Below are 22,093 nucleotides of genomic sequence, written 5' to 3'. Positions count from 1 at the left end.
CACTTTTTGCTGGAATAGCGTACTGTAGTTCCCTCCGCGCGAGGCAGCCTAAGAAAAAGGAGCCGCTCGTTGAACCAGCCGCTCCCTTCCTTCCACTACAATTAATAGCGGACTATTTCTTCACTTTCGCATACCAATCTCTAGCACGCTTCGTGACTTCTTCACCGCCTGATTTGTTCCACTTGTCAACGAATTCATCAAATTTGCTGATCGGGTACTGGCCAAGGATAATCTTGGTTGCATATTCCACATACAGTGTGCGATTGTTAATGTCGGCGAAGCCTTCATAGATACTCGCAGGCATGCCGTCGCCGGCAATGGTCTTGACGTATTTCTGAGCTTCTGCGATGTTCCGAATACTTTGATCCACTGCCCATTTCCGATCTTCCGATGCCGTGCTTTTGTACAGATCTGAAGAGAAGTCTGCAGTAGCTACAAATAGATAGGGGTTAATGGCAAGATTCTCTTGTACACTCTTGTCATCCGGAAGTCTGGAGGCTTTGCCGTCCTTCATGGTATAGTGCATGCCTTCCACACCAAGGTACAGCGTATTCCAATTCTTTTTGTCATACATATTGTTCAACAGTTTCAGCGTCGCCATAAGCTTCTTCTGATCCTTGTTGCTCTTCACAACCCAGACCGGAGGCTGCATCTTCTTCAAGGTATAAAAACCTTTGTAGCCTGGAACCTCTGGGATCGGGAGTACCGAGTAATCGCCTTTCACGCCTTTATTTTTGTTGATATTCTCTAAACGCTCGAAGACCGACTCTTCCCAGTGGAAGTAGTTGCCGACATTGTTGGATTCAATCTTGCCTTCCCATTTCGCTTTATTATTCAAGAGCGATTCCTTATCGATTAAGCTATCCTTATACAGCTTGGCGATGAACTCCAAAGAAGCTTTCATATTCGGGGTAACCGCAGCGTAAGTCAGCTTGCCATCATACACATCCCAATCTGGCTTGCCTTCGAACATCGCTACACCATACATCGCGAATAAATGATCCATCCAAGCTGCTGCCTCCCGGCCGCCGGTCGGGATCTCATCCTTTTGTCCATTGCCGTTCGGATCCTTATCCCGGAAAGCTTCAAGCACCTTCACGTACTCATCTTGCGTCTTAGGCATTGGCAGCCCCAGCTTGTCGAGCCAATCTTTACGAATCAAGCCCGTTTCTCTGCCATAGTCCAGCACACCTGGGATATAATAAATTTTCCCTTGTCCGGTAGGATCATTGGCTTTGACCACGTCCCATACTTCCTTGGGAATGACCTGCATGACATTCGGTGCGTACTTCGGCAATAAATCTGTCAAATCGGCGATTGCGCCGTTCTTAGCCAAGCTGTCTTCGATGCCCTGCTGAGGCAAGAACAAGTCCGGCATTTCGTTTGCTGCAATCTTCAGATTCAACTGGTTCAGGTAGTTGGTGCCTCCGTTCCATTCCACATACGGTTGAATGACACCCACGCCCAGTTTATCCTTATAAAAATCATAGAGCTTGCTGCCTTTGGTAATCGGTTTAAAACCCGTATTGGTATTCCACACTTCAAGATCAACGATTTCCTCTACCTTAGGAGCAGCACTTTGTCCTGGAGCAGGAGATGAAGAAGCAGCGGATTTGTCTGAATTGCTGCTGCAGCCTGTAAAGACTGTAGCGGCTAGGGCGCCTGTTAGCGCCAGTACTCCCAATTTTTTGATAGCCATGCCTTGTTTCCCCCTTGAAATCGACATTATATGTTCTAGGCTTATTAAGCCTTAAAACCAATACGAAATTATCCTTTTACAGAGCCGATCATGGCTCCTTTGACGAAATATTTTTGCAAGAACGGATACACCGCGATGATCGGAAGGATAGCGAAGATAACCGTCGCCGATCTTAGCGTTCTTTCGTTAAAATTAAAGTCAGCCGTTGAAGCGGCACCTGGCATAATCATATTATCATCCGAGATGAACTGGCGGATCTTCATCTGCAGCGGAAACCAGTCCGTATTCTGGAGAAATAATAAAGGTGTCTGAAACTGATTCCAAATGACCACCGCGTAGAATAAGGCTAGTGTAGCAAGTACAGCTTTCGACAGCGGAAGGACGAATTGGAACAGCATTCGAAAGTAACCGCTGCCTTCGAGGAAAGCTGCTTCCTCCAGTTCCTTAGGAAACTCCTTGAAGAAGCTTCTCATGATGATCAGATTAAACGGGTTCAGGATATGAGGAACAATCAAGACCAACGGGTTATTATAAAGGCCTATTCCTCGTACAGTAAGGAAATAAGGAATGATGGGAGCCTTGAAAATCATGGCAATGACCACCCCAATCATGATCACGGAACCCCAGCGAAACTCCGGTTTCGAAAGCGGATAAGCGAGCAGCGCTGTAATGAATAGCGCCAAGGCAGTACCAATCACAGTCGAACCTAGTGTGAGGAAGAATGACTTCCACAAATCAGGACGCTCAACAATGTAGCTCCATGAATCTAACGTGAACTCCTTAGGCCAGATGGACACCAAATTTTGCACAACAGCACTTTTCGAGCTGAACGAAATCGAAATGACGGACAGCAGCGGCACAATTGCAATGAACGATAGCAACAGAAGAAGGGTCGTGATACTTGTTACAAAAACTTTTTCTCCCCTGGATTCAAACATATCTACCACAACCCCCCATCTGAAACTTTTTTCGACAACCGATTGAAGATGAACACCAGAATAAAACCGATAACCGACTGGAACAAACCTACTGCCGTAGCAAAGCTATATTGTGCCTGTTGAATACCTGTTCGGAACACATACGTATCAAGAATATCCCCCACGCTGTAGGTCATTGGTGTCAATAGATTGAATACTTGATCGAAGCCTAAGTCCAGGAAGTTTCCGATTTCCAGTAAAAACAGAACCAGCACCGTAGGCAAAAGCAGTGGGAATGTAATATGACGAATCTGTCTGAATCGGGATGCCCCGTCCATCATGGCCGACTCATATAACTGCGGATCGATGGAACTGATCGCGGCCATATATACGACAGTTCCCCACCCAGCATCTCGCCAAATGGAAGTCAGCACATAAACCGGTCGGAAGTAAGCGCTGTCTTGCATGGCCAAAATTGGATCATGCCCAAACCATCCCAACACGATGTTGAACAATCCACTTAAGGAGAAGATGTCAAACACAATGCCGGACACAATGACCCACGATAAAAAGTGAGGGATGTATAGCGCCGTCTGCACACCTTTCTTTAGGGCGGATTTCCGAATCTCGTTCATCATCAGCGCCAGCAAGATCGGAATCGGGAAGACCAGCACGATTTTCAGAAAACCTAGCATCAGCGTATTTCCGAACACGCGGACGAAATCCGGATAATCGAGAAGCTTCTGGAAATGCTTAAAGCCAACCCAAGGACTATCGATAAACCCTTTGAACACCGAATAATCCTTAAAGGCGATCACCGAGCCTAATAACGGAATGTACTTGAAAATAATGAGAAACATGAGACCTGGAATGGCCATCACATAGAGCGGCCAAAAAACCTTCAATTGAATTTTGCTTTTAAGCAATTTATTCCCCCCTCGCGTCTAGTTGTATTCGCTTACACACAGTGTACTCTCTAAGGGGGATGCTGCTCAAAGGGACGTTTTTAAGTTTCGACAGGGTCATTTTATAGTTACAATAAAAGTCCTCCCACCTTGAGAACGGCGAAAGGACTTCTGAGGATTAGACACCTGAGGGATTCCTGCGATATTCGCTAGGCTTGCAACCCGTTAGCTTTTCGAACAACTTGGCAAAGTACTGAGTGTCGGAATAACCGACCATCTGGCAGATCTCGTACACCTTTAAATCCGTCTTTTCCAGCAATTCTTTGGACTTATTGATCCTTGTCTGGGCGAGAAATGTCAGATAGGTATCTCCCGTTTTTTGTTTGAAAAGTTGGCTCAAATAGTAAGGATTGATATAAAAACGGGCGGAAAGTTCCGCCAAGCTGATCGCGTCGGCGTAGTGAATCGATACGTAGTCTTTGATCTCAGCGATTACATCCTTTTTCTTCGTCATATTATGTTCCAGCTTGAAAGCGATAATACCCTTAATCATTTGAAGCATCCAAGTCTCCATACGGTCCAATGTCCGATAACGCGAGAGTCCATCCAGAATAAGGAGATGGCGTCCCAAAAAGTCATTTTGCTGCAGCTGCTCCATGGAAAGTTTGCGTGCACTCGACAAAAGAATGCTTAAGCATTGCAATTGGAGATCAACAGGACTCATCTCACGCTCCTCCTCCAGCCAATGGAAAATCACGCGGATCGCGCCGACACAAGCTTCTTCATCCATGTTATCAAGACCAGCCTCCAGCTTGTTAATCATATCTTCCGGAACGGCTTGCCGCTTGCCTGACAGGGTCATGATATCCGGATATGAAATGACCACACCCGCACCTTTAATTAGTTTGTAGCTGAGTGAGTGGCGAGCTTCTTCAAAGGACATATTGATTCCCGCTACCTTTTCCTTCACTGTACCGATCCCGACTGTAACGGATAACTTCAACTCGCGAAATAAGGTATCTTTGAGCCGCTGGATAGCCCGGACGAATTCCCCATAGTCGATGGCATGATCATGCGCAACAACAACTGCCACCTGGGCGCCTAGATACCTGAAGCGAAATCCCCCACGATACGGCCCCAATGTGCGGTCTATGTGATTGAATACGGAATCAAGGCCACTTTCCGCCAAAGAGCCCAAGCTGCTTTCAAATTCCAGCAAAGCGCAAACAAAATGCGTACGATCTAGCGGAATATGAGCGGTCTGGAGCAGCTCTTCCGCATGTACCGTATGCTCGCTGCCTCCTTCAATGATGTCCCGTAAAGCGCTTTCCATCATACGAATATTTACTTCTTGCTTCAGCTCATCCACCTCTTGGAGCTTAGCTCGTTCCTCCCGAATCACGTCCATGACCTTACAGACGCATTCACGAAGTTCCTCTTCTTCAACCGGTTTGTTGAGATAAAATTTAACCCCCAACTGCATGCCTCTTCGCGCATATTCGAAGTCCGCATACCCGCTCAAAAGAATGAATTTGGCCTGGCAGCCCTTCTCTTTCAAGATCTGAATCATGTCCAACCCGTCTGCCTGAGGCATTCGAATATCTGTAATGACAATATCCGGCTGGCGTTCTTGTATCAGTTTAGCCCCTTCTAGTCCGTTATAGGCCACTCCGGCAATCTCGCATTCCGGGATATAGCGTCCTATCATTTTCTGGAGTCCCTCCACAATCCCTTTCTCGTCATCAACCACAACTACTTTCATCCCAAGCACCTCCCCTTCCAGTCTGCCTGACTACAACTTTTATTTAGTATTTGGGAATGAGAATCTCAACTATGGTTCCCTTGTCACCGCCCGATCGAACGGTTAATTTGTACAAGTCCCCATAATGTAACGTGATGCGTTCGGCAATATTTTTCAGCCCTAACCCTTCACCTTCCAACTTCTCCGTTTCCTCCAGCTTATATTTATCCGATGCAGCATCCTCTAGCACGGTACGCAGTTCCTCCTGCTTATCCCCGGAAATACCGATTCCGTCGTCCAGAATCCGTATCATGATTCCGCCATCTGCCGTCCACATGCCTTCAATTACAATATGCATGCTCCCTTCATAGCCTTGAAAGCCATGGATGATACTGTTCTCCACAATAGGCTGAAAAACGAGAGGAATGATGTTGCATTGCTGCATCTCTTCCGGCATTCGGATATCGAGCAGGAAACTGTCGCCAAAGCGTATATTCTGAAGCTGCAGATAATTAAGGGTATAATCAATTTCGTGTTTGATCGAATGCTGTTTGCCATCCTTGCCCAAGGTCAAGCGAAACATTCTCGCCAAAATCTTGATCATTCCAGCGATCTCTTCTTCCTCCTTCACAAGCGCCTTCATGCGGATCGATTCTAACGTATTGTACAGCATGTGCGGGTTGATCTGATTCTGCAGAGCAAGGAATTTGGCTTTCCGCTGTTTGATTTCTGCGATGTAAACGTCTTCAATAAGTGTTCGAATGACAACAATCATCTTGTTATAGCTATATACCAAGCTGCCAATCTCATCATTGGCTTGAATACTTTCAATGGGCAAATATTGCCCCGTTTCCGCTTGCTTCATACTGCGGCGCAGTGCTTTAATTGGCTTCGTAATCCTTAAGCTTAGTCCGAGGGAAATCAAGACCGTGATCAGAAAACCAATGATGATCAAGATGATGGTAACCACCTTAATCCTAGTGATTTTCTGCAGCAGCTTCTCACGGGGTATCTCTGTCTTAATCACCAAATTTCCCAGCTGGGTACTGCCTGAAATCACGATTTGGTCACTATTGCTCACGTCTTTGGTATAATCAATGCCTGCTTCCAACACCTGCATCCAGGGGACTCTACCGCTGGCGGCATCCGAATGATAAACGGTTTCACCTGAAAGCTTGGAGATGATTACACTCATGCCATATTTATCTCTAGTCAAGACAAACTCATGGTTTAACTCCATCAATGTGAAAGGGTCCAAGTCGATGAGAAGCACCCCGGCAAATGCCCCTTCGGAGCTGAGCAATACTCGACCTACTGTAACTAAAGCCCCCTGCCCTTTATCCTCGTAGTAAGATCTGTCATGCAGACCGGTGATGAACAAAGTATCTCCCGAACTGCGCGCTTGTTTGTACCATTCTTGAGACATCAAGGCGCTCTCATTAACCGTGCTGCTTGTATTCGTATACTGATAGACGCTATTATCGCGGCTGATCAGCATGACATTATTAATTTCGGACTTGAGCAAAGCGACTCGCATCAAGACCCGTTGAACTGATAGTTTCTGAAGAATGTACTCATTCATGGACAAGTTAGGCCCGTCCCCAACCTTGGAAATAAGATCATTGTCAATGAGTACAGACTTGGTTACTTTGTCATATTCCTTCATAAGTTCATTTAGAGAATTCTCGATCTGAGACGTGTACAGGGCAGCGAACTCCTGAGACGAGTCCTCCAATCCGGCTGCAGATTGACTATAGATGATACTGCTAACTACCAGTAACGGAAATGCACACGCAATGAGATAGCCTGCCATAAATTTGCTTTGGAGCTTCATATTTTTTAGCTTTGCTAGTGCTTTTTGGTCCCATTTGTTGTAACCCATTTACGACCTTCCTCGGTTTACTGACATTACTTAACATTGTACATGCCATCGTACATCGACGCTATCGAAGTATCTTTGCCATAAATGTATGCGATTACAAGTTACTATACTTGGCGGAAGTTCATAACTCAAAGGGTCATTTTTAAGTTTTTACATGGGCAATGTTGAGATACAATCCGTATATAGAAGAACGCGTTCAAGAGTGCAATGCCCTTGTCCATCCTAACGACTATACTATTCCCCCTAAAATAAATAAGGCTGTCCCATAAGTCAATTTAATGACTTATGGGCAGCCTCTTTCTTTCAATGATATTGCACTACATGGAAAAGGATAGAGATCTACTTCTTGAGCAGCAAGTAGACGAAATAAGGCACACCGATCAGCGACACCATGATGCCCGCCGCAATACCGTCCGGGTCGACCAGGTTGCGGCCAATCGTATCTGCTGTCAGCAGCAGCCAACCGCCTAAGAGCACCGCGACCGGGATATAAAGCTGATTGCGCGGACCGACTAGCGCCTTGGCAATGTGCGGAGCTATCAGCCCAACGAAGGCAATGCCGCCCGTGACAGAAACTGCCGAAGCCGCAGCGGCGACTGCCGTTAGAATCAACACCAGACGTTCCCGTTCAAGCTTCAGACCAACGCCGATGGCAGACTCTTCATTCAGAGCAAGAAGATTAAGTCTGTGGGCTTTGAACAACGTGAACGGAATAAGCAGCACCAGCCAGGGAAGCAGCGCCCAGATGAACGGCCAATCCGTCCCCCATATCGTGCCTGCCAGCCATTTGGCGATGAAATCGACCTTGGATCGATCCGCCGACGAAATGATGACAATCATAATGCCCGACAACGCCATAGAGAAACCAACACCGACCAGTACCAGCAGGGTAGGATTAAGCCCGCGCGTCCGACTATATGAGAACAGATAGATCAACGCGGACGTTAGCAGCGCCCCGAGGAAAGCGACGGCCGGCAGAACATAGACATAAGAGCCAACCTGAATCGGAACATAAAGGAAGAAGACCGCGATAGCCACACCCGCTCCGGAATTGATACCAATAATCCCAGGATCAGCCAGATCATTGCGGGTTACGCTTTGCAGGATAGATCCGGATAGAGCGAGTGCCATGCCTGACAGCAGTGTAATAATAATGCGCGGCAGCCGGATAGAAAATAGCACAAAATCTTCTTTAAAGGTACCATGGCCGAACAGTACGGGAATTAACCGATTAAACGACAGCGGTGAATAGCCAATACTCATGCTAATGATAGAAGTGGCTGCGATCAGCACCAGACTGACAAGCAGAATAAGGCGTTGTTTGCGAATGAGAGCAGTCATCATCATTAGAATTGTTTGCCTCCTCTACGCACCACGAACAAGAAAAAGGGCAAGCCCAGCATCGCGACGATGGCTACCATCGGTGTCTCATAAGGCGCATGAATGGTCCGCCCCAGCGTATCGGCAAGCAGCATGAACGAAGCTCCGGCAATGACGGAGAACGGAAGGACATGCCGGTAATTGGTGCCTACAATTCGGCGAACGATATGAGGAATCATGAGGCCGACAAAAGCCATATTGCCGACCAACGCTACCGAAGCCCCAGTAAGCACGATAACAAGAGCAAAGAGGACAGCCTTGACTTGCACCAGCTTTTGCCCGAGTCCCGTCGCCACCTCATCGCTTAAGCTGAGTATGCTCACTTGGCTGGATAGAAGGAGCACCAGGATAATACTAACCAGAATAACCGGACCGATGGCTTGAAGTTGTCCCCAGGTAGTTCCAATCAAGCCGCCCGCTGTCCACATGGATACATCCTTGGAAATTTTGAAAAAAAGGCTGACGCCGTCCGAAATGGCATACAGAAAAGCGGATACAGCTGCTCCCGCCAGCACAATCCGGATTGGCGACAAGCCGCCCTGACGCACGGAGCCGAGAATGATCACCAGTACCGCTCCCAGAGCAGCTCCCAGAAAAGACGCCATCATAATGCCAAAATAGTTCAATGACGGAACGAAGATGAATGCCAAAGCGAGCGCCATATTCGCTCCGGAGGTCAGCCCCAACAAGCCGGGGTCGGCCAGCGGGTTGCGGGTGACGCCCTGCATAATGGCACCGGACACCGCAAGCGCAGAGCCGATTAGAATGGCTCCAAGCTCCCGCGGCAGCCGAATTTCACGCAATATGAGAATCGTATCATTCGTAGCAGACGAAGTCAGGGCAAGCCATAAATCTCGAAACGTTGTTTTTTCTGCCCCGAACAGCATCGATATAACAAAGCAAAGGACAAGCACCAGAGCACTTCCTATAAGCTTTAAGAAGAACCGTACAAGATGTCGTCTATTTGTCATTGGAATCAGCGTTTAACGGCCAAGAAAGTTCTTGATGAAAAATTTAAGTTGATACTCCATACTTACTGGATCGTTAAAGTAGAATGCCTTCGCATTAGCTTCGAACACGCGCTGATTTTGGACAGCAGGAACATTCTTGTAGGTTTGCGTATTTTGGAACGAGTTGTCTTCATCGGCATTTTTACTGAAAATGACATAGTCGCCCATGAAATCCTTCAGCACTTCGGTCGATAAGGCAAAAAAACCATCTGTTTTCGTTGCTGCCTTCACTTTATCCGGCATCTTCAGTCCAAACTGCTGATAGAGGATTTCGGTTCCGCGGCCAAAGTTTTCGCCGTACACATACAGCTGTTTATTGAACGTTTCGATAACTGAGACCGTAGCATTTTCACCGATTTTGGCTTTGATTTCTTCACCAATCTTTTTGGTGCGTGTATTAAAATCATCGACCCAGGACTGAGCCTCTTTCTCTTTATTCACCAATTTTCCGATTTCAAGCTGTTGGGTCAAAAAGTCAACCTTGCCGTACGTATACGTCACCGTCGGGGCGATTTTCTTGAACTTGTCGATATTTTTGATGTCGGATAGTCCTACGATAAGATCAGGTTTCAGCTCAATAATTTTCTCGAGACTTTCGTCCGTAACCGCTTCTACACCAGCCAGCTTTTCGGCAAAATTCGGATTATCCTTGGACATCTCATCCGCGCCCACCAGAGGCACGTCGAGCGCCATTAAATTTCCTGTCAAAAACCGCGTTAGCACGATGACACGTTTCGGATGGGTCGGAACCTGTACAGGTCCGCTTTCCGATTGGTAGGTAAACGTGCCGGTATCCTTTTCACCCGTTTGCGTCGAAGCCGGTTTAGGCGACGAACCGCTTCCCGTATCGGACTTGTTAGCTTCTTTCCCCCCACAAGCACTAATCAGCAAAACTAAAATTAAAACGAACGGAATTAACAGTTTTTTCATCAATAACTCTCTCCCTTTTCCATTGCGAGGTTTCTTATATTTGAGTATGAAAATCATTCTCATTTACACACATAATTATATGAATCCCTCCTGCAACAAACCATGCCTTTTTGTTTGGAAAAAAGCTTGCACTATTGATTGCCTGTCCACAAAGCTACCGCCCGCCCAAGCTGCAACCGAATTGAAATCGGATTATAAGGAATCCATTCATCCTTCACAAGATGATGGACACAATTTCGCTGTACCGCAGGGTGATTCTTCCACTGAGATGAGGTGAATACCGCTTCGGAATGTGCGGTGGAGCCGACTTCATCCGGAAACACAATGACCAACAGCCTTGTTGCTTCAAAATCCGCTAAATCTGATACTCTGATGGTAATAGAATGGAATTGATCACCTTGTTTTTCTATTTCCTGCGCAATCCTTGCTGGCGGCCGCAATCCCAGCGATCGGTACATGACATAACCTGCATTTCGCGCCCCGTAGACATAGATTCCCTCCGGTTTGATAACCAGAATCATGAGGATGTCAGCAGCGACCTCACTTTGCTGAACCCGTATTCGTCCCGCTTCTTCCTCCTGCTCAAAATCAGCCAACCATTGTTCTGCACGGTCGCTTCTCTGAGTGTATTTGGCGAGTAGACGAAGATGTTCTTTCCATCCCATCTCCATCCACGCAATATCTAAGACAGGCGCTGAAACCCGCAATCGCTCTGGGCTCAGTCCCAAGTGCTTCATATGCAGGTTTGCTGCAAAAATCAGCTCTACCCCATTGTCAAGCAGCGCCGAATTGATCTGTTCAATCGTGTAGCCCGCATTAACAAACACAATGCTCTGTGGAAGATGCAGGCCTGCCGTGCTGATATATTCGCTCGTCTCCGAAATGATGACAGTAGGCTCCAATCCAAGCAGCATCAGATGTATGGCGTAGGGGACAAGCAAAACCGCCACGCGTTGAACGGACTTCCCATCATAGCCGGAAGGCGACTCTCCTGTCTGCTGCTTGAAACGGCGGCTGAGATAAAATTCATCTCTGTACCCCACCTTCTGGGCAATTTCCCTGAGCGTGCCCGGCTCGCCAAGCAGCAGCTCCTTGGCTCGATGAACGCGCAGCCGCGACATATACTCATTGGGCGAAAAGCCCGTAAGCTGCTTGAACAGAATGGAGTAATGCGACCGGCTTATACCGGCAATATCGGCCAAATGTTCACGCGTGATCTTTTCATTAAAATTGTTTTCCAAATACGTCATGCTGCGTTCCATGGAAGGTTGTTCATCCGTGGCAGACTTGACGTCCATCTTCTCCAGCAACCGAAGCAGAATTTGATGAAACAGCAGTTGATTCTGTACATGACGGATTTCGCGGTCAGGCATGCGATGCCTATACAATTGCTCCGCGTAGGCCACAATCTCAGATTCATGTGAGAAGTAATGAACATGGGTATTGGAGGTAATGCCGTTTTTTCGAATCATCGCCTCTTCCGGCACAGATCGATTCTGGTTCTGGGTATTAATAGCAATTCTGTAAGCATGAAAAGGGCTCTGGCGATTGGCAATCAACTCAGCCTCACCAAACGCTGGGAGCAGAATGACACTCCCTTCCGTCAGTTCGTACGAATGACCCTGAACAGTAAGGACCGCTTTGCCACCGGCTGCTGCAATCAGCACTGGTACGTTCTCTTTTATCTGATACACCGGTTTGTTCATCGTGCTGTACAGGGAATGGATGCTTTCCAAGATATATAATTGAAAGTGGGACGCTGCCCACTCCGAAACATGGTTGATGTCCATGGCCAAATCCTCCGTTATCTGCTAGCAGCTCGTTTAAGTCGCTTTTATTTTCGCACCCCCTGATCTTCTTGTCTATGCTGTTCCATTTAAGTATTAACGAAAAGATGGTTATCTAGCGATATGAACAGAGCCGTCTTTTTGTCGTTGTACCAAAAATCCAATTCGCTGCCACGGTAGAATTCAGGTTGTGGATCTTAACATTTTCTTATTATCAAAAGAGCGAAAATAAAAGGAATACATGTCGATTCATGTCGAATTATGAACGAATAACAGTGAAAAGAGGTTGTGACAATGAGAATATCAATGATGAGAATTTCAATGATCCTAAAGCTCATGTGTGTTATATTTCTATTGCTGTCTGTCTTAAATGGCATAAGTGTATACTTGCTGCAAAAAGACGTTAAACAAGAACGGCTGTCACTGCAAAGACAATCAGAATTTAAACAACTGGGGATAGATCTGGCCAATGCATCAGATTATTTAACGAATGAAGCCAGAAGATACGTGCAATTTGGGGAAAAAGAGTATTTTAATAATTATTGGAAAGAAGTTAATGAGACTAAGACAAGAGATCATGTTGTCATAAAATTAAAGGAATTAAATGCTCCACAGGCAGAATTGGATCTCATAGAAAAAGCAAAGCAAAACTCCGATGCATTAATAAAAACAGAAGATGAAGCGATGAAAGCAGTTGCGAGTAAAGACTTCGATAGAGCCAGAAAACTGATGTTTGACAAAAATTATGATGATACTAAGAAGATCATTAGGGATCCGATTGATGAATTTCAGACAAAAATGAATGCAAGGGCCGAAAAAGAAGTAATTCAAGCAAGACAACAGGCAAGCAGCATGTTGAACCTTGCAGTTACCTTGTTAAGCATCACTTTCTTAACATTCTTCGCTATGCTTTTTTTCATCATTGTTAGGCTGAAACCTTTAAAAACGGTAAATGAAAAACTAGCAGAATTAGCAAGTCAGGGTGGAGATCTCACGACAAGACTATCCGTAACTTCCAAGGATGAAATCGGAGAAATCGCTTCCTCATTAAACGCTATGCTGGATAGTTTGTTGGCTATGGTGCTAGATATATCCCAAGCTTCAAAGCATGTGTTTCAATCCGCAGAAAAATTAACTTTCAATACCAAAGAAACCGCAACGGCAACAGTGGAAATTGCCAGAAGTATAGATGGAATTCAGCAAGGAGCAACAACTACCGTACAAAATACATTAGACGGAGCGCGGGCAATAGAAGAAATGGCCAAAGGTGTACAGAGAATTGCAGAATCTGCTAATGAGCTATCTGAATCTGCTGGAGACACTGAAAGTGAAGCTGTTGAAGGTTTTGGACATATGGAACAAGCGCAGCAGCAAATGCATTCGATTGATGATTCCCTTAAATCTTCCCTAAATATTGTCACCAAGCTTAGTGAACGGTCATCACATATTGAGAAAATCGTTGGAGCTATTATGGAGATAGCCAATCAAACCAACTTGCTTTCCTTAAATGCGTCAATTGAAGCTGCGCGGGCTGGCGAACATGGGAAGGGATTCTCTGTTGTCGCATCGGAAATTAGAAAGTTAGCTGAAGGATCAGCTTCTTCGGCATCGGAGATATCAAATTTATTGAAAGAAATTAGAAGCGATTCTACGGAAACTGTAAAAGCAATGCATAGTGTATCTGAAGAAGTGGTGCTTGGAAATCAAAAAGTACTATACGCAAGAAACTCCTTTCAAAAAATCTTGCATTCCGCAAAAGGTATCACGGTTCAAATTCAGGAGTTGTCAGCCGTTTCAGAACAAATGGCTGCTGGCTCCGAAGAAATTTCGGCGTCCGTATCTGAGATGGCACAGGTGTCTCAAGAATCGCTAAATGCAGTGAAAATAGTGAATGATAAAACAATCATACAGACTAATTTGGTAAAAGAAGTATCTTTATTGTCAGATTCACTTAGTAAAGAAGCTGAAAAAATGGAGAGAATAATTCAGAAGTTTAAAACCGTGTAAGTTTAGAACTAATCTGCCCTTTCGTTTAATAGTAAAAAAGAGACCCTCAGCAACGAGCTGAGGGTCAAAGTTTATATTTTAAAAGGGGGTAATAAGATCAGCCTCTTAGGAGCGACAAAACCTGTTAAGGGAACTAGAGGACGCTATTTTGGCAAAAAGCGGGGATGCGAAGGTCATAGCGGAACTACAGGGTCTTATTTCCACGAAAAACGCTGAATTTTCCGTGAAACAGCAAAATAGCGTACTGTAGTTCCCACCCCCCTGCAAAAAGGACACTTTTTGCTAGAATAGCGTCCTGTAGTTCCCTTATCTTCGCGCGAGGCCGCCTAATTTCCGCATCATTTTATAGATGCTTCGTTATCCTAATCCTTACGATTGACTTCACTAATAAAATGAACTACAATCTCATTAAACAATCGTTCAATGAAACACATGCAAGAAAGGATGGATATTGGTCATGAAAAAAGTACCCAGAACAAGCCGTGACCTTCAAGCTGCTGAACGGAAAGTTCAGATTTTGCAAGGTGCCAAGGAGTTGTTTGCCCAGCACGGTTATCATGGTACTTCTATTCGAACTATTAATAAGCAAATAGGCATTACAGATGGCCTTTTGTATCATTATTTTCCCGGTGGCAAACAGGAACTTCTCGAAACCATTTTTCAGGAAGCTCAAGTCGTTCGGTTAAAAATAATGGATGATCTGATTGCAGGCATTCACCCTGGTCAGCCGCTGGAGGAAGCCCTTTATCTCTTGGTCAGCAGTGTCGTAAAAACGATGTTAGGTGACAGGGACTTTATGCTAATTATGATGCGAGATTCCGATTCGATCCTATCGGACGACAAAAATTTCTTGAGTGAAATGATTTTAAAAAGACACCAAGCCCTAACTGATGCGCTCAAACAGAGAGCTCTCAATGGCGAAATTCGGGACATGGACTTCAACGCTGCGGCCAAACAAGTGATTTCTATTGGTATCATGGTTGTGATTGGGGAAGTGACTTCATTGAATATTATCAACGCCGATATCGATAGTTATTTACGACATATGATCGCTTTCACTGTCTCGTTATGGAGATAGTGATTATTTTTTAACTATTTGATTCATGCAACGTTGAATGAATTAAATACAAATTAGGAGGTTAAGTATGAATCATTTTTTTAAACAAAAACATCCGTATCTCGCTATTATTGCTGTATTTCTTGTGGTTCTTCTGCTAGGTTTAGCGCAGCTTGGATCAACCGTTAATCCTGTACCAAAGAATTTACCCGTACTTCTGGTACAGGCTGATAGCGGTGCAAAACTCCCGACGGGTCAGGAGATGAATTTTGGCAAAACGATTCAGGAGAAATTAACAGCGACTCCCACTCAAAGTAATACGGTGTCTCCTCTGCAATGGACGATTCTGGAAAGTGAGCAAGAAGCCATGGATGCTATGAATCGTGAGCAGGCCTATGCGACAATAGTGATTCCGGCTGATTTTAGTTCCAATCTTATTAGCCTATTATCTCCTCAACCCTCCCCATCTATGATTACTGTCTATGTTAATCAGGGCATGAACTATAACGGAGCAACCATGGCAAACCAAGTCATCAGCCAGATGGTTGGCGGAATAAACGCACAAGTCAGAGAACAACTGCTCAATCAACTGGCTGGGCGCAGCGGTGCTACACTTACGATTGAACAGTCCAAAGCATTCGCTTCACCGATTTCAGTCACAACAAAAACAATCAATACGGTAGGGGCTAACAGTTCGAATGGCAACGCCCCTATGGTTCTGACTCAGCTTGCATGGTTCGGAGCCATGGTAACTACTCTACTTCTTTTCACGGCTTCGCAGAAAGCTGTTCAATCAGGTTCCCGTCTGCATCGTCTAGGAATCCGGGCATCTCAGCTCGTAGGCGGGGTTGTCGTCACCGCGGCAGCAGCGGGCAGTATATTGCTGGTTACAGGGCAGTGGCTCGGCTTATCCATTCCCCATACAGGGCAAATCTTTTTGTTTCTATTCTTCGCCGGGTTCGTCTTCTTCCTGCTGCAAACAGCCGTGGTAAGCTGGCTTGGGATGGCAGGGGTACCGCTATTTGTACTTGTCTTTTTCTTTGGTGCTCCAGTTCTTTCTCTGCCGCCGCAGCTGCTTCCGGCCTTCAGCCATGATTGGCTCTACTCGTGGATACCACTTCGATTTTCTATAGAAGGTCTACGCGATCTGTTCTATTTCGGCCAAGGATTGAATATCAGTGGACCTATATGGACTCTAAGCTCCATTGGTGCTGTTGGCATTGTGCTCATTCTCTTGTCCGTTCTCAAAAAGCATCGGGAACCTGCTGCAGCTAAACAGTTAGAAAAAACAACGCAAATTGCCTTAGGCTAGATGAAAATAAGGACTTCCTCCAGCTGCATTTGGAGGAAGTCCTTTCACTTACTTGCTGGCATAGGCGGACGAAAATCATAAGATGTGTTCTTCGCCCCACTCGCTCATTTTATCAAGAAAAACAATCATCGATCTTCCGGAAGAAGTCAACAAATATTCTACTCTTGGCCGGGGTTCGGGATATGCTTTCCTGTCAATGATTCCGTCACGCTCAAGCTCCCGAAGCTGTTCCGTTAGGATTTTTTTCGAAATAGAGGGTAAATGGCGCAGTAATTCACTATAACGCACTGGTTTGTTATTTTTAAATAAGTATCGATAGATCGGAATTTTCCATCTCCCACTTAACATCGTAAATACAACTTCTACCGGGCACTCATTTCGCTGTACAGGCATTCGCTCACCCCATTAATCAGCAACATTATACCCCCTATCATAACCTGTAAGGTTGGATACTTAAAAGTGCCTTATTGTTCATCATTCATAATGTTCATATAATCACGCTTAGAGAGGAGTGAATGAGTATGAACATTGGCATTCTAGGTGCTGGAAATGTAGGTAAAATTCTAGGAGAGGGTTTTGTTCAATCAGGTCATCGCGTTCTTATCAGCAGCCGAGAACCGCATAACTCAAAGCATATTTCTTGGAAGCAAGAGGTTGGCGAATCCGGAGGCATCGGCTGGGGTCATCGTCCAACAGTTATTGCCGGAAAGTCATATCGTCAAAACACTCCATACCATCAGCGATAAAATCATGATCCATCCCCATTTTAAAGAAGGTACGCCAATCATGTTTATGTGCGGAAACAATCCTTCGTCCAAAGATCAGGTCAGAGCTCTGCTTAAAGATATTGGTTGGACGACGGTTGTTGACTTGGGTGACATACTGCAGAGCCTTCTACAAGAATCGATCATGCTTGCCTGTGTGATTAGCGAACTTCAATTACAATCGCCTGGATCTGCCTTTGCTTTGTTGAGACATTAAATGACTACACTCTTACCGATGCCTGCACCGATGTATAAGTCGGGGTGGTCATCGGTTTTTTCAACCAAAGTATTTTATCCGCAATAGTACCTTGACAGACATAGTAGTGTGTCGTATTATAAAGACACGGAGGTGATTACATGAGCGAGAACAAAATTACATCCGACCTGCTGCGCGGACATACCGATACGATGATTTTACGGCTCTTATCCGAAGCTGACCGCTACGGGTACGAGATTGTTAAACTGATCGCCGAGCGCTCGGGCGGCGAGTATGAATTAAAGGAAGCCACGATGTACTCCAGCGTCCGGCGGCTTGAGACAGACGGTGATATCGAGTGGTATTGGGGTGACGAATCTCAGGGCGGACGACGCAAATATTTTAGAATTACCGATAAGGGCAAAGTTGCTTACGCCCGCAACAAAAGTAATTGGGAGTATTCGAAGCGCGTACTAGAAAATCTATTATAAGGAGATTGATGTTATGAATCAGAAATTGACGAACTATTTGAACGGTGTTTTCACGCCATACGATGGGGTTAAAAGCGTCACTGAATTAAAGGCTGACCTACTCTCCGACTTGCAGGAGCGCTACCGTGAACTCAGAGCTGAGGGCAAGGACGATGAAACAGCGTTTAAGATGACTATTGAAAGTATCGGCGACATCGAGCAAACGATCCTGGAGGTTGCCAACCTCTCCCGCTCGCTGGAACGGCAAGTCGTGACAAACTTTAGTGCAAGCAACCTGGCCATGAGCGACTTTGCAGGCGTTAAGGCCCATAAAGGTCAATTTAATGCCAGCGCGTTACGCGGTGCCGACTTTGCAGGTGCAGACTTGACCGGAAGTTCGTTTAAGACCAGTGATTTACGTGAAGCCAATTTTGACGGCGCAAATCTGACGGACTGTACCCTAACAGCAACTGACCTTACGAATGTAAGCTTCAATAAGTCAATCCTTGCACGCACCAATTTCAGCGTTTCGGGGATGGATGGAGCCAAATTCACAGGTGTAAAACTGACTGACGTCACGTTAAGCAAGACTGACCTTAGAAAAACAATCTTTGAAGGTTGTGTCTTTGATGGTGTGAACTTCGAATATTCCGACCTGAGCGGGCAGCGTTTTGACGGGCAAACCTTTATCGGCGTTAAATTTGACAAATCGGCAGTAAACGAAGTTTCATTTAGGGGCGCTATACTCAAGAATGTGTCTTTTCAGGCGTTCTTCTCATTGACCAATAAGTATTACCGTGCCTTCAAAACCATTTGCTTTGACGGCGCAGTCATGGATAAGCTGACCTATGCTTCGCTTAAAGGCATGGGGGCCGATTTGTCCAAGGTTACTATTCAATAAGGAGGGGAAGTTATGCAAAACTCTATTCAAGTAACAGGGTTGCAAAAGTCCTACAAACAACTTCAAGTCCTAAAAGGTGTAGATTTCGAGGTTGAAAAAGGTAGTATTTTCGCCTTGCTTGGCTCTAATGGAGCTGGCAAGACAACGGTTGTCAAAATCCTCACCACCCTGCTCAAACAAGACAGCGGAACCGCCACCGTCAACGGATTCGATGTTGCTTCAAAACCCGAGAATGTGCGGCAGGCGATCAGCCTGACTGGGCAGTTTGCCGCGGTGGACGAAATTTTGACCGGACGGGAAAATCTGATCATGATTGCGAAGCTGCGATATCTCAAGAACCCGCGCCAGGTTGCGGACGACTTGCTTAAGCGCTTCGGTCTGACAGACGCCGCCGACCGCAGGGCGTCTACTTATTCGGGCGGTATGCGCCGCAGGCTTGACATCGCCTTGAGCCTTGTAGGAAAACCGCAGATCATTTTCCTCGACGAGCCGACTACCGGGCTTGACCCCGAGGCACGCATCGAGGTTTGGAAGATTGTCAAGGAGCTGGCTGATGGCGGCACGACGGTACTCCTAACCACGCAGTATTTGGAGGAAGCTGAGCAGCTTGCCGACCGAATTGCCATTCTGCACGAGGGTAAGATTATCGCTAGCGGCACACTTTCGGATCTCAAAAAGCTGTTCCCATCCGCCAAGGTGGAGTATGTTGAAAAGCAGCCGACATTAGAGGAAATATTCCTCGCAATCATCGGTAAAAAGGAGGGAAAATAAATGGAGACGGTAAAGAAACATTTCTTCAGTGATCTGGGCGTTATGCTCGGGCGTTCCATGCGCCATATTTCCCGCAGTATGGACACCATCATCACGGTCACCATCATGCCGATTGCGATGATGCTCCTGTTCGTTTATGTGTTCGGCGGCGCCATTCAAACCGGAACCGCTAACTATGTGAACTACCTATTGCCTGGTATACTATTGATTGCTATTGCCAGCGGTATCTCCTACACGGCATTCCGCCTGTTTACCGATGTGCAGCGGGGCATATTCGAGCGGTTTCACTCCATGCCGATTTCACGTTCCACCCTACTGTGGGGGCATGTGCTTACCTCGCTGGTATCCAACGCCATTTCGGTTGTCGTCATCATTCTCATAGCGTTGATTATGGGCTTTCGTTCGTCGGCGGGGATCCTGTCATGGCTTGCAGTAGCCGGCATACTGGCGCTGTTTACGTTGGCCTTAACTTGGGTCGCGGCAATTGCCGGACTGTCCGCCAAATCGGTGGATGGCGCAAGCGCCTTCTCCTACCCGATTATCTTCCTGCCGTTTATCAGCTCGGCGTTTGTGCCGACCGAGTCGATGCCGTCGGTCGTTCGCGCCTTTGCCGAAAACCAGCCGGTGACCTCGATCGTGGAAGCCATCCGTGCGCTGCTGTCGGGTCAGCCGGTGGGCAATGAGATATGGGTCGCTCTTGCGTGGTGCGTCGGGATTTTGATCGTAGCCTATTTCTTTGCAATGAGGGTGTACAAAAAGCGGGTGTAAAAAATCATATCGCATATGGATTTGACGCGCCAAGTGCCGAACTATCAGCTCGGCTTAAAGCAGAGAGGGAACTCAAGTACGCTATTTAGGCAAAAAGCAGGGATACGAGGGCAGTTGCGGAACTACAGGGTCTTATTTCCACGAAAAGCGCTGAATTTTCTATGAAACAGCTAAATAGCGTACTATAGTTCCCTCTCGATCGCGATAATGCCACTTTTTGCTAGAATAGCGTACTGTAGTTCCCTCCGCGTGCGAGGGTGCTGGAGTAATCTTTATAAATCAAAGATCCATGTCCATCATCGCGCGGTTGTATATTAGAGATTTGCTACAACAAAAAAACTGCCAGGCTTCATCAAGAAGGCACTAGCAGTTTTATAGAGATTAAGGACGAGCGGAAGTGCCATCTGGCAGACGAGCCAGCGTCCAAGCCGGAACAACGTTCTCACATGGAAACTTCGCAGCCACTTTCTCATCGATGTCAATACCCAGGCCTGGCTTCTCATTCGGGTACACATATCCGTTTCTGGCTTCAGGTATACCCGAGAATACCTCGTGAATTTCGTCTTTAAAACCGTTCCATTCCTGAATGCCGAAATTGATGCTGCTGACATCCAGATGAACATTAGCCGCATGCCCGACTGGGGAAACATCGCCAGGACCGTGCCATGCTGTGCGAATGCCATAAGCCTCGCACAGTGAAATCATCTTTTTGGCTGGTGTGATCCCACCGATTTGACTGACATGGATACGAATATAGTCAATCAAGCGTCCTGAGATCAATGGCATCCATTCGTTCGGATTATTAAACAATTCCCCCATCGCGATAGGCGTTGTTGTGTGTTGGCGAATGAGTTTGAACCATTCGATTTGCTCCGGAGGCAGTGCATCCTCCAGATAGAACAACTGGAATTTCTCAAGCTGTTTGGCAAAACCTACCGCATCGATCGGTGTCAATCGTTCATGAATATCATGAATCAGTTCTGCTTCCCAGCCTATTGTGCTGCGCAGATGTTCGAACATCTCGACGATACCTCTCATATATACCTTTGGATCATAGTAAACACCGTCCAACGCGTTATCCGGCTTCACGATCTTGTGATCGCGTCCACCGTACAAGCCCATTTGGCAGCGGACATAACGATAGCCTTCTTCCAAGCAGGCGCGCACGTTTGTCTCTACTTCCTCTTTGCTGCCGCCATCGGCATGTTTATATATGGCAGCTCCTTCCCGGCACTTCCCGCCAAGCAGCTGATACACCGGCAGTCCCGCGATTTTCCCTTTTATATCCCACAAGGCCATATCTACCCCGGATAAGGCATTATTGAATTCCGGTCCATTTCTCCAATAGCCGCTGACCATGGCCGTCTGCCATATATCTTCGATTCGCTGCACATCCTTACCAATCAAGAACGGCTTCAAGTGATCTTCTATAGCTGAAGCTACGGTCAAATAACGCTGTGTAAATGTTGCGCAGCCGAGGCCATACAAGCCGGGCTCCGAGGTTTCAATTTTCACCACAACCAAATTAATCCCCTCTGGAGCGGTCAGTATTGCTTTAACATCGCGGATCATAATCATATAAGTCTCTCCCTTATC

The 22,093-nt window shown here is 46.3% G+C and carries 20 protein-coding genes; 9 read left to right on the top strand and 11 right to left on the bottom strand.

The features are described 5' to 3' along the window. Positions 1–112: 112 nt before the first annotated feature. From LOZ80_RS36710 to LOZ80_RS36670, 9 genes are all read right to left on the bottom strand, one after another. Entirely contained in the window at positions 113–1,699 is a 1,587-nt protein-coding gene (locus tag LOZ80_RS36710; RefSeq protein ID WP_238169101.1) for a type 2 periplasmic-binding domain-containing protein, read from the bottom strand. Between the two features lie 68 nt (positions 1,700–1,767). Next, the gene (locus tag LOZ80_RS36705; protein ID WP_238169100.1) at positions 1,768–2,637 is read right to left on the bottom strand and encodes a carbohydrate ABC transporter permease; all 870 of its coding nucleotides are present in this window, start codon (positions 2,635–2,637) and stop codon (positions 1,768–1,770) included. Between the two features lie 2 nt (positions 2,638–2,639). Then, positions 2,640–3,542 carry an ABC transporter permease gene (locus LOZ80_RS36700; protein ID WP_238169099.1) on the bottom strand — a complete coding sequence of 301 codons (903 nt, stop codon included), beginning with the start codon at positions 3,540–3,542 and terminating at the stop codon, positions 2,640–2,642. A gap of 157 nt (positions 3,543–3,699) precedes the next feature. Further along, complete coding sequence (locus LOZ80_RS36695; RefSeq protein ID WP_238169098.1) at positions 3,700–5,283, bottom strand: response regulator; 1,584 nt, start codon at positions 5,281–5,283, stop codon at positions 3,700–3,702. Between the two features lie 43 nt (positions 5,284–5,326). Continuing rightward, positions 5,327–7,144 (bottom strand): cache domain-containing sensor histidine kinase, encoded by a 1,818-nt coding sequence (locus LOZ80_RS36690; protein WP_238169097.1) that lies wholly within the window; start codon positions 7,142–7,144, stop codon positions 5,327–5,329. 339 nt (positions 7,145–7,483) lie between these two features. Further along, the gene (locus tag LOZ80_RS36685; RefSeq protein ID WP_238169096.1) at positions 7,484–8,491 is read right to left on the bottom strand and encodes a FecCD family ABC transporter permease; all 1,008 of its coding nucleotides are present in this window, start codon (positions 8,489–8,491) and stop codon (positions 7,484–7,486) included. Further along, positions 8,491–9,495, bottom strand: coding sequence for a FecCD family ABC transporter permease (locus LOZ80_RS36680; RefSeq protein WP_238169095.1), 1,005 nt, complete (start codon positions 9,493–9,495; stop codon positions 8,491–8,493). The genes LOZ80_RS36685 and LOZ80_RS36680 overlap by 1 nt, the downstream gene beginning before the upstream one ends. A gap of 12 nt (positions 9,496–9,507) precedes the next feature. Further along, positions 9,508–10,464, bottom strand: coding sequence for an iron-hydroxamate ABC transporter substrate-binding protein (locus LOZ80_RS36675; RefSeq protein ID WP_238169094.1), 957 nt, complete (start codon positions 10,462–10,464; stop codon positions 9,508–9,510). 131 nt (positions 10,465–10,595) lie between these two features. After that, the gene (locus LOZ80_RS36670) at positions 10,596–12,254 is read right to left on the bottom strand and encodes a helix-turn-helix domain-containing protein (RefSeq protein WP_238169093.1); all 1,659 of its coding nucleotides are present in this window, start codon (positions 12,252–12,254) and stop codon (positions 10,596–10,598) included. Between the two features lie 291 nt (positions 12,255–12,545). Here LOZ80_RS36670 and LOZ80_RS36665 point away from each other — a divergent pair, with 291 nt between their 5' ends. From LOZ80_RS36665 to LOZ80_RS36655, 3 genes are all read left to right on the top strand, one after another. Further along, the gene (locus LOZ80_RS36665; protein WP_238169092.1) at positions 12,546–14,258 is read left to right on the top strand and encodes a methyl-accepting chemotaxis protein; all 1,713 of its coding nucleotides are present in this window, start codon (positions 12,546–12,548) and stop codon (positions 14,256–14,258) included. Positions 14,259–14,715: 457 nt separating this feature from the next. Then, on the top strand, positions 14,716–15,336 hold the full coding sequence (locus LOZ80_RS36660) for a TetR/AcrR family transcriptional regulator (RefSeq protein ID WP_238169091.1): 621 nt from the start codon (positions 14,716–14,718) through the stop codon (positions 15,334–15,336). Between the two features lie 67 nt (positions 15,337–15,403). Then, a complete protein-coding gene (locus LOZ80_RS36655; protein ID WP_238169090.1) occupies positions 15,404–16,627 on the top strand; it encodes a YhgE/Pip domain-containing protein in 1,224 nt (407 codons plus the stop codon). Positions 16,628–16,702: 75 nt separating this feature from the next. On the opposite strand, the gene LOZ80_RS36650 is transcribed toward LOZ80_RS36655, so the two are convergent. After that, positions 16,703–17,020: a winged helix-turn-helix transcriptional regulator gene (locus LOZ80_RS36650; protein WP_238169089.1), complete on the bottom strand. Its 318-nt coding sequence runs from the start codon at positions 17,018–17,020 to the stop codon at positions 16,703–16,705. A 122-nt stretch (positions 17,021–17,142) separates the two neighbouring features. On the opposite strand from LOZ80_RS36650, the gene LOZ80_RS39645 reads away from it, so the two are divergent. The 6 genes from LOZ80_RS39645 (at position 17,143) to LOZ80_RS36625 (ending at position 20,497) form a co-directional block, all read left to right on the top strand. Continuing rightward, the gene (locus tag LOZ80_RS39645) at positions 17,143–17,373 is read left to right on the top strand and encodes an NAD(P)-binding domain-containing protein (RefSeq protein WP_443146998.1); all 231 of its coding nucleotides are present in this window, start codon (positions 17,143–17,145) and stop codon (positions 17,371–17,373) included. A gap of 40 nt (positions 17,374–17,413) precedes the next feature. After that, positions 17,414–17,608, top strand: coding sequence for an NAD(P)-binding domain-containing protein (locus LOZ80_RS39640; protein ID WP_443146997.1), 195 nt, complete (start codon positions 17,414–17,416; stop codon positions 17,606–17,608). A 140-nt stretch (positions 17,609–17,748) separates the two neighbouring features. After that, positions 17,749–18,078 carry a PadR family transcriptional regulator gene (locus LOZ80_RS36640; RefSeq protein ID WP_238169087.1) on the top strand — a complete coding sequence of 110 codons (330 nt, stop codon included), beginning with the start codon at positions 17,749–17,751 and terminating at the stop codon, positions 18,076–18,078. Between the two features lie 13 nt (positions 18,079–18,091). After that, positions 18,092–18,958, top strand: coding sequence for a pentapeptide repeat-containing protein (locus tag LOZ80_RS36635; RefSeq protein WP_238169086.1), 867 nt, complete (start codon positions 18,092–18,094; stop codon positions 18,956–18,958). Between the two features lie 12 nt (positions 18,959–18,970). After that, the gene (locus LOZ80_RS36630; protein ID WP_238169085.1) at positions 18,971–19,729 is read left to right on the top strand and encodes an ABC transporter ATP-binding protein; all 759 of its coding nucleotides are present in this window, start codon (positions 18,971–18,973) and stop codon (positions 19,727–19,729) included. Beyond that, the gene (locus tag LOZ80_RS36625; RefSeq protein WP_238169084.1) at positions 19,730–20,497 is read left to right on the top strand and encodes an ABC transporter permease; all 768 of its coding nucleotides are present in this window, start codon (positions 19,730–19,732) and stop codon (positions 20,495–20,497) included. Between the two features lie 381 nt (positions 20,498–20,878). Here the strand turns inward: LOZ80_RS36625 and LOZ80_RS36620 are convergent, their stop codons facing one another. Beyond that, on the bottom strand, positions 20,879–22,075 hold the full coding sequence (locus LOZ80_RS36620) for an enolase C-terminal domain-like protein (protein WP_238169083.1): 1,197 nt from the start codon (positions 22,073–22,075) through the stop codon (positions 20,879–20,881). Positions 22,076–22,093 lie beyond the last annotated feature (18 nt).

The organism is Paenibacillus sp. HWE-109 (assembly GCF_022163125.1).
In the GTDB taxonomy this organism is placed as follows: domain Bacteria; phylum Bacillota; class Bacilli; order Paenibacillales; family NBRC-103111; genus Paenibacillus_E.
The sequence above is the reverse complement of the archived record's forward strand: the minus strand, read 5'-3'. Positions and strand labels throughout refer to the sequence as shown.

Coding starts and splice junctions, on each gene's coding strand:
- LOZ80_RS36710 (WP_238169101.1), bottom strand. CDS start 1,699: ATGGCTATCAAAAAATTGGGAGTACTGGCGCTAACAGGCGCCCTAGCC.
- LOZ80_RS36705 (WP_238169100.1), bottom strand. CDS start 2,637: ATGTTTGAATCCAGGGGAGAAAAAGTTTTTGTAACAAGTATCACGACC.
- LOZ80_RS36695 (WP_238169098.1), bottom strand. CDS start 5,283: ATGAAAGTAGTTGTGGTTGATGACGAGAAAGGGATTGTGGAGGGACTC.
- LOZ80_RS36690 (WP_238169097.1), bottom strand. CDS start 7,144: ATGGGTTACAACAAATGGGACCAAAAAGCACTAGCAAAGCTAAAAAAT.
- LOZ80_RS36685 (WP_238169096.1), bottom strand. CDS start 8,491: ATGATGATGACTGCTCTCATTCGCAAACAACGCCTTATTCTGCTTGTC.
- LOZ80_RS36680 (WP_238169095.1), bottom strand. CDS start 9,495: ATGACAAATAGACGACATCTTGTACGGTTCTTCTTAAAGCTTATAGGA.
- LOZ80_RS36675 (WP_238169094.1), bottom strand. CDS start 10,464: ATGAAAAAACTGTTAATTCCGTTCGTTTTAATTTTAGTTTTGCTGATT.
- LOZ80_RS36670 (WP_238169093.1), bottom strand. CDS start 12,254: ATGGACATCAACCATGTTTCGGAGTGGGCAGCGTCCCACTTTCAATTA.
- LOZ80_RS36665 (WP_238169092.1), top strand. CDS start 12,546: ATGAGAATATCAATGATGAGAATTTCAATGATCCTAAAGCTCATGTGT.
- LOZ80_RS36660 (WP_238169091.1), top strand. CDS start 14,716: ATGAAAAAAGTACCCAGAACAAGCCGTGACCTTCAAGCTGCTGAACGG.
- LOZ80_RS36655 (WP_238169090.1), top strand. CDS start 15,404: ATGAATCATTTTTTTAAACAAAAACATCCGTATCTCGCTATTATTGCT.
- LOZ80_RS36650 (WP_238169089.1), bottom strand. CDS start 17,020: ATGCCTGTACAGCGAAATGAGTGCCCGGTAGAAGTTGTATTTACGATG.
- LOZ80_RS39645 (WP_443146998.1), top strand. CDS start 17,143: ATGAGTATGAACATTGGCATTCTAGGTGCTGGAAATGTAGGTAAAATT.
- LOZ80_RS39640 (WP_443146997.1), top strand. CDS start 17,414: ATGTTTATGTGCGGAAACAATCCTTCGTCCAAAGATCAGGTCAGAGCT.
- LOZ80_RS36640 (WP_238169087.1), top strand. CDS start 17,749: ATGAGCGAGAACAAAATTACATCCGACCTGCTGCGCGGACATACCGAT.
- LOZ80_RS36635 (WP_238169086.1), top strand. CDS start 18,092: ATGAATCAGAAATTGACGAACTATTTGAACGGTGTTTTCACGCCATAC.
- LOZ80_RS36630 (WP_238169085.1), top strand. CDS start 18,971: ATGCAAAACTCTATTCAAGTAACAGGGTTGCAAAAGTCCTACAAACAA.
- LOZ80_RS36625 (WP_238169084.1), top strand. CDS start 19,730: ATGGAGACGGTAAAGAAACATTTCTTCAGTGATCTGGGCGTTATGCTC.
- LOZ80_RS36620 (WP_238169083.1), bottom strand. CDS start 22,075: ATGATTATGATCCGCGATGTTAAAGCAATACTGACCGCTCCAGAGGGG.